Source organism: Comamonas sp. 7D-2 (assembly GCF_022749555.1).
Lineage (GTDB): Bacteria > Pseudomonadota > Gammaproteobacteria > Burkholderiales > Burkholderiaceae_C > Comamonas > Comamonas thiooxydans.
In genome coordinates this window covers 1,986,446-1,999,345 of sequence record NZ_CP094238.1, presented here as the reverse complement: position 1 = coordinate 1,999,345, position 12,900 = coordinate 1,986,446, and the positions used below count along the sequence as shown (strand labels likewise).

Below are 12,900 nucleotides of genomic sequence, written 5' to 3'. Positions count from 1 at the left end.
CCCGCCGCCGCACCTTTGATGCGTTGCTTTCTCCAGCGACCATTGCGAACAGCTTGCCTGCCGTGTAGAGCGGCTCCAACCTTTCAAACGCAAGCAAGCCATGAAAATCGCTCAAGAAATCCGCGCAGGCAATGTGATCATGTTCGGCAAGGACCCCATGATCGTTCTGAAGACCGAATACGCTCGTGGCGGCCGTGGCGCTGCTACCGTGCGCATGAAGCTCAAGAGCCTGATCGGCAACTTCGGCACGGAAAACGTGTTCAAGGCCGACGACAAGATCGACAACGTGATCCTGGACAAGAAGGATTGCACCTACTCCTACTTCGCCGACCCCATGTACGTGTGGATGGACGAAGAATTCAACCAGTACGAAGTCGAAGCCGAAAACATGGCTGACGCACTGAACTACCTGGAAGACGGCATGACTGCCGAAGTGGTGTTCTACGACGGCAAGGCCATCTCCGTCGAGCTGCCCACCACCATCGTGCGCGAAATCACCTGGACCGAACCCGCCGTCAAGGGCGATACCTCCGGCAAGGTTCTGAAGCCCGCCAAGATCGCTACCGGCTTCGAAGTGGCCGTGCCCCTGTTCGTGTCTCAAGAAGACAAGATCGAAATCGACACCCGCACCGGCGAATACCGCAAGCGCGTGTAATGTGGCGGCAGCTGCCGCAGCTGCTCCCCGGCAAAAGGCTTCCTCAGGAAGCCTTTTTTCATTTCCGCCTCCGACAGCGGGATTACGCCAGCCGCCTTCGTCTGCCGCGATACTCAAAACCGCTTCAGTCTGTGCAAGACTAAGGGCAGTCCATCCACTCCCACTGCCAATGACGCACTCCCTGCCCTGGCTGCAGCCCGAACAAGAATTTCCCCCCATTGATCAGACCTGGGGGGAGAGGGATCCCATTCCCGGGCTGCTCGCCGCCGGCAACACCCTGGATGCCGCCCGCCTTCGCACGGCTTACAGCCAGGGAATCTTCCCTTGGTTCAGCGAGGGCCAGCCCGTGCTCTGGTGGTCCCCCAATCCACGCATGGCTCTGCATCCCGACGAGTTTCGTCTGCACCGCAGCCTGCGCAAAAGACTGCAGAAATTTCGCAATGATCCGCGCTGCGAAATTCGCATCGACAGCGCTTTTGCCACGGTGATGCAGCATTGCGCCCAGACCCCGCGCGACGGCCAGAACGGTACGTGGATTGTGCAAAGCATCGTCGATGCCTATACCGAGCTGCATCAGCAGGGCGCTGCACACAGCGTGGAAACCTGGATCGATGGCCAGCTGGTTGGCGGCCTCTACTGCGTGGCACTGGGCAGAGCGGTTTTTGGCGAATCCATGTTCGCACTGCAGACCGATGCCTCCAAGATTGCACTGTCGGCGCTGGTGGCCCTGTGCAGGGCTCATCAGGTGCCGCAGATCGACTGCCAGCAGGCCACCGCACATCTATCTTTCATGGGCGCTCGAGAAGTCACAAGAGCGCAGTTCGCCCGGACCGTTCAAGCCCAGGCCCAGCTGCCCGATATGCAGTGGCAATTCAGGCCCATATACTGGGAACAGTTGCTGAGCCATACTGAGGCTTGACGCACCGCATCTGCAGCTGAGTCCGATCATGACGCACCCGAACGACCTCCCGCTACATGCCCTGCAGTTTTATGCCACGGCAGCCTATCCCTGCAGCTATCTGCCGGGCCGGCTGGCACGTTCTCAGGTCGCCACACCCAGTCACCTGATTCAGAACACCACCTATTCGGAACTGGTCACGCTGGGCTTCAGGCGCAGCGGCATGTTCACCTATCGCCCCTATTGCGATGGCTGCAAGGCCTGCGTTCCTCTGCGAATTCTGGCCCAGGAGTTTCGCCCCAGCCGCAGCCAGCGGCGCGCTGCAAAACAGCATGGGCAACTTGTCGCCTCCATTCAGCGCCTGCACTACTCCGACGAACACTACCAACTCTACCTACGCTACCAGCAGCACCGCCATAGCGGCGGCGGCATGGACAACGACAGCGTGGACCAGTACACGCAGTTTCTGCTGCAAAGCCGGGTCAACTCCCGATTGGTCGAGTTCCGCGAACCGGGCGCAGAAGGTCAGCCCGGCACACTCAAAATGCTCTCCATTCTGGACGTACTGGAGGACGGGCTGTCGGCGGTCTACACCTTCTACGATCCGGAGGACCACGCCAGCTATGGAACCTTCAATGTGCTGTGGCAAATTCAGCAAGCCAAAGCCATGAACCTGCCTTATGTCTATCTTGGCTACTGGATCTCCGAGAGCCAGAAGATGCGCTACAAGGCCAGCTTTTTGCCACATGAGATCCGCCAGGGCGAGCTATGGCAGCGCGTAGACAGGCAAAGCATTGTGCGCTCGCAAATTGAAGAGTGACGCTGCAAAAAACAGCACATGGATATATGAGCGGATGACATGGCTGCACGGCTGCAGCACCGCTAGAATGCCCTCATCCCGCAAAGTATCTCCAACGCATGAAAAAAGACGACCTATCGGCCTCCGCAAAGCCCAGCGTCCAGGTTCTGGAACGCATGTTCACGTTGATCGACGTGCTGGCATCGCGTGAGGAAGCGGTTTCTTTGAAGGAGATCAGCGAACGCACGGGCCTACATCCATCGACCACGCACCGCATACTCAATGACCTTGCACTGGGCCGCTTTGTGGATCGCCCCGAATCGGGCAGCTACCGCCTGGGCATGCGCTTTCTGGAACTGGGCAACCTGGTCAAGGCCCGGCTGAACGTACGTGAAGTGGCGCTGACCCCCATGCGTCAGCTTTACAAGCAGATTCAGCAACCCATCAGCCTGTCCGTGCGCCAGGGCGACGAGATTGTCTATGTGGAACGCGCCTACAGCGAGCGCTCTGGCATGCAGGTGGTACGCGCCATTGGCGGCCACGCGCCTTTGCATTTGACCTCCAACGGCAAGCTGTTTCTGGCAGCTGACGATTCCCAGCAGGTGCGCGCCTACGCCATGCGCACCGGCCTGCCCGGCAAGACCCATTTCAGCATCACCCAGCTGGGTGACCTAGAACATGAGCTGGCCAAGGTGCGCCAATACGGCATTGCCCGCGACAACGAAGAGCTGGAATTGGGCGTGCGCTGCATGGCAGCCGGCATTTACGACGACCAGAGCAAGCTGATTGCGGGCCTGTCTATCTCTGCCCCAGCAGACCGCCTTGACGAGAGCTGGGCCCCCAGATTGCAGGCCACGGTGCAGGAAATTTCCGTGGCGCTGGGTTTCAGCGGCACACGCACGGCCCCGGCTCAGGCCGCCCCCAACCCCTATAGCCGCAGCCAGCACAGTTGAATACAGGGGCGCCTCTCGCAATCTGCAAAGGGACTGGAATTCCATTTCAGATGTAGACCCAATAAAAAAGCGCTACCTGGGTAGCGCTTTTTGACTGGACCTGTACCTGCTTAGCCCCTGATACGGCTTGCAATCGTATTGCTGGCGGTGGGCCCCTTGCTTTCCATCCAGTGGCGCACGCGCTCGGCATCTGCCAGGCGGCTGAACTTGCCTGCGGAATCCAGGAACACCATGATCAGCTTGCGCCCGGCCACATGGGCCTGCATCACAAGGCAGCGTCCGGCTTCGGAGATATAGCCGGTCTTTTGCAGGCCGATATCCCAGTTGTCGCTCTTGACCAGACGGTTGGTGTTGTTGAACTGCAGCGTGCGGCGACCGACGGCTACTTCATAGCCGGGTGATGTGGAGTACTCGCGCATCAGCGGATCGGCATGCGCCACCGCCACCAGGCGCGCCAGATCGCGTGCGCTGGACTGGTTGCTGCTGGACAGGCCGGTGGGCTCCACATAGCGCGTGTCCTTCATGCCCAACTGCAGCGCCTTGGAGTTCATCAGCTGCACAAACTGCGCCAGACCGCCGGGATAAGTGCGTCCCAGGGCATGGGCAGCACGGTTCTCGCTGGACATCAGCGCCAGATGCATCATCTCGGCACGCGTCAAGGTGGTACCGACACGCAGGCGGGAGCTGCTGTGCTTTTCGGTGTCCACATCGTCCTGCGTGATGGTGATCATCTCATCCATGGGCAGGCGGGCCTGAGAGATCAGCAGACCGGTCATCAGCTTGGTCAGCGAGGCAATCGGCAGCACGGCCTGATCGTTCTTGCTCAGCAGCACCTCATGTGTGTCCTGGTCGATCACATAAGCCACGCTGCTTTGCAGATCCAGGGGATCCGAGACGGAGTGAAGACCCGCCATCTGCCCATAGGACAGACGTGCGGGCTCGACTGCCGTGGCAGTTGCTGCTGCCGCAACCGTAGCGCCAGCGGCTCCTGCCCTGGCCAGACGCTTCTTGCCGCCGGTCTTCTCGTCTCTTTCGGCCTTGGCTGCTAGAGAAGTCTTGCCGCCCTTCTTGCTTGCAAGCTTGGCGTCTGCCTTTTCCGGCTTGCCTTTGGCGACCTTTGCGCTTTTGGGCTGCGCTGCGGCACGAACCTTGCCAGCCGGCTCCTTGGCCGCTTTCTTAGCCGAAGCCGCAGCAGCCACGGGCTTTTTGGAGTCTTTTTTGGGCGTCGCCGCATGCGCTGCCGGAGCAGCCAGAGCGCAGCTCAACAGAGCCAAAGACACCACCTGGGTGAGTTTTGCAAGGCGAAATGGACGCAGCAGCTGCATGCGATACTCCAGACAACAAGGTGTAAGGATTTAATTCAATCAAAAAAGTTGTGCAGTGACAAGCACTTGCACAACCTTCTCGATAATCTGAGTGAAATTATAAATCCAGCAGTCAACCTTGTGCTGCAACAACTTCCTGATTGCTATGCAATTTGTTCAAAGCGCTCAGATATGCCTTGGCCGATGCGACCACAATATCGGGGTCAGCACCCACTCCGTTGACGATGCGACCACTGCGCTGCAGGCGCACCGTCACCTCGCCCTGACTCTCGGTTGAGCCACTGATGGCATTGACGGAATACAGCACCATTTCGGCACCGCTCTTGACTTCGGACTCGATGGCCTTGAACGAGGCATCAACCGGACCATTGCCCTCGGAGCTGGCCTTGATTTCCCGGCCTGCATTGCTGAAGACTACGCTGGCATGTGGGCGCTCACCCGTTTCACTCTGCTGGGCCAGCGAAATGAACTGGAACTGATTGTCCTGGTGCTCCGCGCCTTCGGCATTCACCAGCGCCAGAATGTCCTCGTCAAAGATTTCGCTCTTGCGATCCGCGAGTTCCTTGAAGCGCGTGAAGGCCTGGTTGATGGCAGCTTCGCTGTCCAGTTCCACCCCCAGCTCCTGCAGACGCTGCTTGAAGGCGTTGCGACCGCTGAGCTTGCCCAGCACGATCTTGTTGGCCGCCCAGCCCACATCCTCGGCACGCATGATTTCGTAGGTATCACGCGCCTTGAGCACGCCATCCTGATGAATGCCGGAGGCATGGGCAAAGGCATTGGCTCCCACCACCGCCTTGTTGGGCTGCACCACAAAGCCCGTGGTCTGGCTGACCAGGCGACTGGCGGCCACGATATGCTGGGTATCGATATTCACGTCGAGACCAAAGTAGTCCTTGCGCGTCTTGATGGCCATGACCACTTCTTCAAGTGAGCAGTTACCTGCACGCTCGCCCAGCCCGTTGATGGTGCATTCGATCTGGCGCGCGCCGCCGATCTTCACGCCCGCCAGCGAATTGGCAACCGCCATGCCCAGGTCGTTGTGGCAATGCACGGACCAGACGGCCTTGTCGCTGTTGGGCACGCGCTCGCGCAAGTTGCGAATGAACTCGCCATAAAGCTCGGGAATCGCGTAGCCCACGGTGTCGGGCACGTTGATGGTGGTTGCACCCTCCTTGATGACGGCCTCGATCACGCGCGCCAGAAAATCGGGCTCACTGCGATAGCCGTCCTCCGCGCTGAATTCGATGTCCTCGATGAGATTGCGCCCGAAGCGCACCGCCTGCTTGGCCTGCTCCAGCACCTGCTCGGGTGTCATGCGCAGCTTTTTCTCCATGTGCAGCGGACTGGTGGCGATGAAGGTGTGAATGCGAGCGCGGTTGGCACCCTTCAAGGACTCGGCCGCACGCGCGATGTCTCGGTCGTTGGCGCGGGAGAGCGAGCAGACTGTGGAGTCCTTGATGGCGCGTGCAATGGTCTGGATGGACTCGAAGTCGCCATTGGATGCTGCGGCAAACCCTGCCTCGATCACATCGACCTTGAGGCGCTCCAGCTGGCGTGCAATGCGCAGCTTTTCATCGCGCGTCATGGATGCGCCGGGCGACTGCTCGCCGTCACGCAAGGTGGTGTCAAAAATAATGAGCTGATCGGACATGGTGGGGACTCTCTATGTAATGGCGCCGGTAGACGCCTGTTTTGACTGGAGGATTGCCGACAAAAAAGCCGGTGCGCTTTTGGCGACACCGGCTTTGAACCTTTTATGCGGCTACCGCCTCTTCGGCGACAGCAGGGACGCGCTGCACTCCCGAGATGATGGCGCGCAACGAGGCAGAAACGATATTGGCATCGACCCCGACGCCATAGCAGACCTGAGCGTCATCCACGCGCAGCTCCACATAGGCAATCGCCTTGGCATTCGCTCCCTCGCCAATCGCATGCTCGGCATAGTTGAGCACGCGCACATTGCGGCCGACGTTAGCCGACAGCGCCTGCACGAAGGCATCAATGGGGCCCGTACCTTCGCCTTCCAAAAAATACTTTTCTCCGGCGATCTCGATGTGGGAAGTCATATTGACCACACCATCTGCCTCGCTCAGGCGATATTGAGGAGCCTTGACAGTGTTGACCCCATATTCGCGCTGGAACAGCTCCCACAGATCCGCAGCCGACAATTCCTTGCCGCTGGCATCCATCTCGCGCTGCACGACCTGGCTGAACTCGATCTGCAGGCGACGAGGCAGCTGAAGCCCATATTCGCTCTCGAGCAGATAGGCAATACCACCCTTGCCCGACTGGCTGTTCACGCGAATCACTGCCTCATAGCTGCGACCCAGGTCCTTGGGATCGATGGGCAGATAAGGCATATCCCAGATATCGCCTTCCTTGTGGGCGGCGAAAGCCTTCTTGATGGCATCCTGGTGGGAGCCGGAGAAGGAGGTGTAGACCAAGTCACCCACGTAAGGGTGACGAGGATGCACGGGCAACTGGTTGCAATGCTCAACCGTTGCACGGATATCGTCGATGTCGGAGAAATCCAGGCCGGGGTTCACGCCCTGGATATACATATTGAGCGCCACATTCACCACGTCCAGATTGCCGGTGCGCTCGCCGTTGCCGAACAGGCAACCTTCCAGGCGGTCCGCGCCGGCCATCAGGGACAGCTCGCCAGCCGCCGTTCCCGTGCCGCGGTCGTTATGTGGATGGACCGAGATCACCACGCTATCACGGCGCTTGATGTTGCGATGCGTCCACTCCACCATGTCGGCAAAGATATTGGGCGTGGAATGCTCCACGGTGGTGGGCAGGTTGATGATGCACTTGTTCTCGGGCGTGGGCTGCCAGACGTCGGTGACGGCGTCTATCACGCGCTTGGAGAACTCCAGCTCGGTGTCCGAATACATTTCGGGCGAGTACTGGAAGGTCCATTTGGTGTTGGGGTGCTGGGCCGCGATGTCCTTGAACATCTGGGCATTGGTCACAGCCAATTCCACAATCTCGTCTTCAGTCATGTTCAGCACCACGCGGCGCATCACGGGAGCCGTGGCGTTGTAGAGATGGACGATGGCGCGGGGCACGCCTTCGAGCGCTTCGAAGGTGCGGCGAATCAGGTGCTCACGCGCCTGGGTCAGCACCTGCACGGTCACGTCGTCGGGAATGCGGTTTTCCTCGATGAGCTTGCGCATGAAGTCGAACTCGATCTGCGAGGCCGAAGGAAAGCCGACTTCGATTTCCTTGAAACCGATCTTCACCAGTTGCTCGAACATGCGCACCTTGCGCTCGATGTCCATGGGCTCGATCAGGGCCTGGTTGCCGTCACGCAGATCCACGCTGCACCAGACCGGAGGCTTGGTGATGACCGCGTCGGGCCAGGTGCGATCGGTCAGACGCACGGGGGCGAAAGCGCGGTATTTGGTGGAAGGGTTTTGCAACATGGTGAGTCTCTTTAGTCGAAATTAGAGGAAATTGAACCCAGCTCCAGCGACGCCCAAAAGCAAAAACGGCCCGTCGCTGATGCTACGGGCCGCCAAGTAGGGTGTGTTTGTACGCGCGCGCTACTTTCTCTGCCCGTTGGACATTAGTAGTAGAGCTAGCGACAGGTTTTGCATGCGGCTCACTTTAACACAAGAAAAGTTGACAGGGCCAGGATTTTTTGGGGCCGCGCTTCAATCGTCGTGCAGACCACGCTCATCGGGCTCGTCCTTGGAGGTCGCCACAATGCTGACCTGCTCACCCTTGGCACGGCGCCAGACATAGATCACATAGCCCGAAACCGAGTAGCCGACAAACACCAGGAAGAGCATGGTTGCAGGCTCGATGCTGACCACGGCCATCAGCAGGGCCACCACCACCAGCGAGACGAACGGCATGCTCTTGGCGCCGCCGATGTCCTTGAAGCTGTAATAGGGAATATTGGTGACCATGGTCAGACCTGCGAACAGCGTGATGGCGAACATGATCCAGGACAGATCGGCCCTGTCCGTGGGATAGCCGCCAAACCAGGAAATCACATCGCCGAAGATAGGTACATCACGATGGGAAACCATCAGCGCACTGGTCAGCCAGATAAAGCCCGCCACCAGGGCCGCAGCCGCAGGCGAAGGCATGCCCTGGAAATAGCGCTTGTCCACCACGGCCGTATTCACGTTGAAGCGCGCCAGGCGCAATGCGGCGCAGGCGCAATACACAAAGGCGGCAATCCAGCCCCAGCGCCCCAGGGGACGCAAGGCCCATTCATAAGCAATCAGCGCGGGCGCGGCACCGAAGGACACCATGTCGGAGAGCGAGTCCATCTGCTCGCCGAACGCGCTTTGCGTGTGCGTCATGCGCGCCACGCGACCGTCAAGACTGTCGAGCACCATGGCGCAGAAAACGCCCACGGCCGCCAGCTCGAACTTGTTGTTCATGGCCATGACGATGGCGTAGAAACCGCCAAACAGCGCTGCCAGCGTGAACAGATTGGGCAGCACATAAATGCCTTTGCGCGGCTTGCGCGGCATTCCACTCAGATCGGCAGAATCATTGCTGTTTTGCATCAAACAGACCTCCAGTGCTTGCATGTCAATTGCATGCAGCTATTAAAACGATAGTATTTCAAGCATGGCCATCATGGCCATGTCCCTGCCACCAGTGTACCCGCCACACAGATCGCATCCGGAATGAAAAAAGGCCACCTCAAAGGTGGCCTCTTGCCCAAGCGCAGTCATCCGGCTCGCGCCGAATGACTTGCCTGCATTAGTTGCGGGTCTGGTCGACCAGCTTGTTCTTGGAGATCCAGGGCATCATGGAGCGCAACTGGCCACCCACTTGCTCGATGGCATGGTCGGCGTTCTGGCGACGACGGGCAGTCATCGAAGGATAGTTCAGACGACCTTCGCTGATGAACATCTTGGCGTATTCACCGCTCTGGATGCGCTTGAGGGCGTTGCGCATGGCCTTGCGGGATTCTTCGTTGATGACTTCGGGGCCGGTCACGTACTCGCCATACTCCGCGTTGTTGGAGATGGAGTAGTTCATGTTGGCGATGCCACCTTCATACATCAGGTCAACGATCAGCTTGAGCTCGTGCAGGCACTCGAAGTAAGCCATTTCGGGAGCGTAGCCAGCTTCGGTCAGCGTCTCGAAGCCCATCTTCACCAGTTCCACGGCACCGCCGCACAGCACGGCCTGCTCGCCGAACAGGTCGGTCTCGGTTTCTTCCTTGAAGTTGGTTTCGATGATGCCGCCCTTGCCGCCGCCGTTGGCAGAAGCATAGGACAGGGCCACGTCACGGGCCTTGCCGGACTTGTCCTGGTAGATGGCGATCAGGGAAGGCACGCCGCCGCCCTTCAGGTATTCGGAGCGCACGGTGTGGCCGGGGCCCTTGGGGGCAACCATGATCACGTCCAGATCGGCGCGGGGCACGACCTGGTTGTAGTGCACGTTGAAGCCGTGAGCGAAAGCCAGGGTAGCGCCGGACTTGATGTTGGGCTCGACGTTGTTCTTGTACACCTCGGGGATGTTCTCGTCGGGCAGCAGGATCATGACCACGTCGGCAGCCTTCACCGCGTCGTTCACTTCCATCACCGTCAGGCCGGCCTTGCCGACCTTGTCCCAGGAAGAGCCGCCCTTGCGCAGACCGACCACAACCTTCACGCCGCTGTCGTTCAGGTTTTGAGCATGTGCGTGGCCTTGGCTGCCGTAGCCGATGATGGCAACAGTCTTGCCCTTGATCAGGCTCAGGTCACAGTCCTTGTCGTAGAAAACTTTCATGATGGCTCCAGGTCTCTTATCTTGAGGGGGTTAAAAAGGTTTGTTCAGATTCAAAAGTGGTGCAACGCAGCCATTAGACACGCAGAATGCGTTCACCACGACCAATACCCGAGGCGCCTGTGCGAACGGTCTCAAGGATGGCAGTGCGATCAATGGCTTGCAGGAAGGCGTCGTTCTTGGACTGGTCGCCGGTCAGCTCCACGGTGTAGCTCTTCTCGGTCACGTCGATGATGCGGCCGCGGAAGATGTCCGCCATGCGCTTCATTTCCTCGCGTTCCTTGCCCACGGCACGCACCTTGACCATCATCAGCTCGCGCTCGGTGTAGGCACCTTCGGTCAGGTCCACCACTTTAACCACTTCAATCAGTCGGTTCAGGTGCTTTGTGATTTGCTCAATCACATCGTCCGAGCCCGTGGTCAGGATGGTCATGCGCGACAGCGAGGGGTCCTCGGTCGGTGCGACAGTCAGGGATTCGATGTTGTAGCCACGGGCGGAAAACAGGCCCACGACGCGCGACAGTGCTCCAGGCTCGTTCTCGAGCAGCACGGCAATAATATGTTTCATTGGGAGATTCCTCTTTTCGCCGCCCTCCCCTGACACCGGTAAGTGCCAGGCTCGGCGGACAATAGATTCGTCAAAAAAATGCTATTTAAAATATAGCTACTTGTGCTTGATATGTAAGTACTTGAGGCCGATTTTTTTCAAAACCGGCTACCCGGCATCACAGATCGTCGGCGCCCAGCAGCATTTCCGTGATGCCACGGCCGGCTTGCACCATGGGGAACACGTTCTCAGTCGGATCGGTGCGGAAGTCCAGGAAGACCGTCTTGCTTTCCTCGCGCACGATACGGCGCGCCTCGCGCAGCGCAGCCTCGACATCGGCAGGCTTCTCGATCAGCAGGCCACGATGGCCAAAGGCCTCGGCCAGCTTCACGAAGTCGGGCAGCGAATCCATATAGCTGCTTGAGTAGCGACCCGAGTATTCAATTTCCTGCCACTGGCGCACCATGCCCAGGAAGCGGTTGTTCAGCGCACAGATGACCACCGGGGTGTTGTACTGCTTGCAGGTGGCCAGCTCCTGGATATTCATCTGGATCGAGCCTTCGCCCGTGATGCAGAAGACTTCGGAGTCGGGCTTGGCCAGCTTGATGCCCATGGCGTAAGGCAGGCCCACGCCCATGGTGCCCAGACCGCCGGAGTTGATCCAGCGACGGGGTTCATCGAAGCGGTAATACTGCGCCGCCCACATCTGGTGCTGGCCCACATCGGAGGTGATGTAGGCGTCGGCATCCTTGGTCATGTTCCACAGCGTGTCGACCACGTACTGGGGCTTGATGACTTCGGTGTTGGACTTGTCGTAGCTCAGGCAGTCGCGGCTGCGCCAGCCTTCGATGGTGCTCCACCATTGGCCCAAAGCCGCCTCATCGGGGCGCTGTGCCGACTCGCGCAGCATGGCGATCAGCTCGTTGAGCACGTCCTTGACATCGCCCACGATAGGCACATCCACCTTCACGCGCTTGGAGATGGAGGAAGGATCGATGTCGATATGGATGATCTTGCGCTCCACCGACATGAAATGCTTGGGATTGCCGATCACGCGATCGTCAAAGCGCGCACCCACGGCCAGCAGCACATCGCAGTTCTGCATGGCATTGTTGGCTTCGATGGTGCCGTGCATGCCCAGCATGCCCAGGAACTTCTTGCCGCTGGCCGGGTAGGCGCCCAGGCCCATCAGCGTATTCGTGACCGGGTAGCCCAGCATGTCCACCAGCTGACGCAGCTCGTTGCAGGCATTGCCCAGCAGCACGCCGCCGCCGGTGTAGATATAAGGGCGCTTGGCCGTCAGCAGCAGCTGCAAGGCCTTGCGGATCTGGCCTGCATGACCCTTTTTGACGGGGTTGTACGAGCGCATTTCCACTTTTTCAGGATAGCCCGTGTACAGCGCCTTCTTGAAGGACACATCCTTGGGAATATCCACCACCACAGGGCCGGGACGGCCGGTGCGGGCGATGTGGAAAGCCTTTTTCATGGTCTCGGCCAGCTCGCGCACATCCTTGACCAGGAAGTTGTGCTTGACGATGGGACGCGTGATGCCCACTGTGTCGCACTCTTGAAACGCGTCGGTACCGATGTAATTGGTCGATGTCTGACCCGCAATCACCACCATGGGGATGGAGTCGGTATAGGCGGTGGCAATGCCCGTTACCGCATTGGTCAGACCGGGGCCGGAAGTCACCAGCGCCACGCCCACCTCACCGGTGGCACGCGCAAAACCGTCGGCTGCATGCACGGCCGCCTGCTCGTGGCGCACCAGCACATGCTGAATGCTGTCCTGCTTGTAGAGCGCGTCGTAAATATAGAGAACTGCCCCGCCAGGGTAACCCCACAGGTGCTTGACACCTTCAGCCTGAAGAGACTTGATGAGGATTTCGGAGCCCATCAATTCCAGGGCGCCCTTGGGGGACGATGCGGCGGCTGCAGAGGCCAGCTCGGCTTTGGAGATTTCCATGATCAACCTTTGTGA

Annotated in this window: 11 protein-coding genes; 4 read left to right on the top strand and 7 right to left on the bottom strand. The window is 59.3% G+C overall.

Annotated features, from left to right (window positions below; genetic code table 11):
• Positions 1-100 precede the first annotated feature (100 nt).
• The 4 genes from efp to MPZ60_RS09235 all read left to right on the top strand — a co-directional run bounded on the left by efp (position 101) and on the right by MPZ60_RS09235 (position 3,305).
• Positions 101-655, top strand: coding sequence for an elongation factor P (efp, locus tag MPZ60_RS09250; RefSeq protein WP_003056627.1), 555 nt, complete (start codon positions 101-103; stop codon positions 653-655).
• Between the two features lie 169 nt (positions 656-824).
• Entirely contained in the window at positions 825-1,574 is a 750-nt protein-coding gene (gene aat / locus MPZ60_RS09245) for a leucyl/phenylalanyl-tRNA--protein transferase (RefSeq protein WP_034357018.1), read from the top strand.
• Between the two features lie 28 nt (positions 1,575-1,602).
• A complete protein-coding gene (locus MPZ60_RS09240) occupies positions 1,603-2,373 on the top strand; it encodes an arginyltransferase (protein ID WP_034357015.1) in 771 nt (256 codons plus the stop codon).
• A 98-nt stretch (positions 2,374-2,471) separates the two neighbouring features.
• Positions 2,472-3,305 carry an IclR family transcriptional regulator gene (locus MPZ60_RS09235; RefSeq protein ID WP_034357013.1) on the top strand — a complete coding sequence of 278 codons (834 nt, stop codon included), beginning with the start codon at positions 2,472-2,474 and terminating at the stop codon, positions 3,303-3,305.
• Positions 3,306-3,415: 110 nt separating this feature from the next.
• Here the strand turns inward: MPZ60_RS09235 and pbpG are convergent, their stop codons facing one another.
• The 7 genes from pbpG to MPZ60_RS09200 all read right to left on the bottom strand — a co-directional run bounded on the left by pbpG (position 3,416) and on the right by MPZ60_RS09200 (position 12,885).
• Positions 3,416-4,630 carry a D-alanyl-D-alanine endopeptidase gene (gene pbpG, locus MPZ60_RS09230; protein ID WP_034357008.1) on the bottom strand — a complete coding sequence of 405 codons (1,215 nt, stop codon included), beginning with the start codon at positions 4,628-4,630 and terminating at the stop codon, positions 3,416-3,418.
• A 112-nt stretch (positions 4,631-4,742) separates the two neighbouring features.
• A complete protein-coding gene (locus MPZ60_RS09225; RefSeq protein ID WP_012837810.1) occupies positions 4,743-6,281 on the bottom strand; it encodes a 2-isopropylmalate synthase in 1,539 nt (512 codons plus the stop codon).
• A 103-nt stretch (positions 6,282-6,384) separates the two neighbouring features.
• Positions 6,385-8,058, bottom strand: coding sequence for a 2-isopropylmalate synthase (gene leuA / locus MPZ60_RS09220; protein WP_034357004.1), 1,674 nt, complete (start codon positions 8,056-8,058; stop codon positions 6,385-6,387).
• Positions 8,059-8,289: 231 nt separating this feature from the next.
• A complete protein-coding gene (gene pssA, locus MPZ60_RS09215; protein ID WP_003056635.1) occupies positions 8,290-9,159 on the bottom strand; it encodes a CDP-diacylglycerol--serine O-phosphatidyltransferase in 870 nt (289 codons plus the stop codon).
• Between the two features lie 199 nt (positions 9,160-9,358).
• Complete coding sequence (gene ilvC, locus MPZ60_RS09210; RefSeq protein ID WP_003056637.1) at positions 9,359-10,375, bottom strand: ketol-acid reductoisomerase; 1,017 nt, start codon at positions 10,373-10,375, stop codon at positions 9,359-9,361.
• A gap of 73 nt (positions 10,376-10,448) precedes the next feature.
• Positions 10,449-10,940 (bottom strand): acetolactate synthase small subunit, encoded by a 492-nt coding sequence (gene ilvN / locus MPZ60_RS09205; protein ID WP_003056638.1) that lies wholly within the window; start codon positions 10,938-10,940, stop codon positions 10,449-10,451.
• 157 nt (positions 10,941-11,097) lie between these two features.
• A complete protein-coding gene (locus MPZ60_RS09200) occupies positions 11,098-12,885 on the bottom strand; it encodes an acetolactate synthase 3 catalytic subunit (RefSeq protein ID WP_034357001.1) in 1,788 nt (595 codons plus the stop codon).
• Positions 12,886-12,900: the final 15 nt, after the last annotated feature.

Excerpts from the sequence above, each read along its gene's own strand:
- MPZ60_RS09235 (WP_034357013.1), top strand. The coding sequence starts at position 2,472 with ATGAAAAAAGACGACCTATCGGCCTCCGCAAAGCCCAGCGTCCAGGTT.
- ilvN (WP_003056638.1), bottom strand. The coding sequence starts at position 10,940 with ATGAAACATATTATTGCCGTGCTGCTCGAGAACGAGCCTGGAGCACTG.
- MPZ60_RS09200 (WP_034357001.1), bottom strand. The coding sequence starts at position 12,885 with ATGGAAATCTCCAAAGCCGAGCTGGCCTCTGCAGCCGCCGCATCGTCC.
- leuA (WP_034357004.1), bottom strand. The coding sequence starts at position 8,058 with ATGTTGCAAAACCCTTCCACCAAATACCGCGCTTTCGCCCCCGTGCGT.
- pssA (WP_003056635.1), bottom strand. The coding sequence starts at position 9,159 with ATGCAAAACAGCAATGATTCTGCCGATCTGAGTGGAATGCCGCGCAAG.
- ilvC (WP_003056637.1), bottom strand. The coding sequence starts at position 10,375 with ATGAAAGTTTTCTACGACAAGGACTGTGACCTGAGCCTGATCAAGGGC.
- aat (WP_034357018.1), top strand. The coding sequence starts at position 825 with ATGACGCACTCCCTGCCCTGGCTGCAGCCCGAACAAGAATTTCCCCCC.
- MPZ60_RS09240 (WP_034357015.1), top strand. The coding sequence starts at position 1,603 with ATGACGCACCCGAACGACCTCCCGCTACATGCCCTGCAGTTTTATGCC.
- efp (WP_003056627.1), top strand. The coding sequence starts at position 101 with ATGAAAATCGCTCAAGAAATCCGCGCAGGCAATGTGATCATGTTCGGC.
- pbpG (WP_034357008.1), bottom strand. The coding sequence starts at position 4,630 with ATGCAGCTGCTGCGTCCATTTCGCCTTGCAAAACTCACCCAGGTGGTG.
- MPZ60_RS09225 (WP_012837810.1), bottom strand. The coding sequence starts at position 6,281 with ATGTCCGATCAGCTCATTATTTTTGACACCACCTTGCGTGACGGCGAG.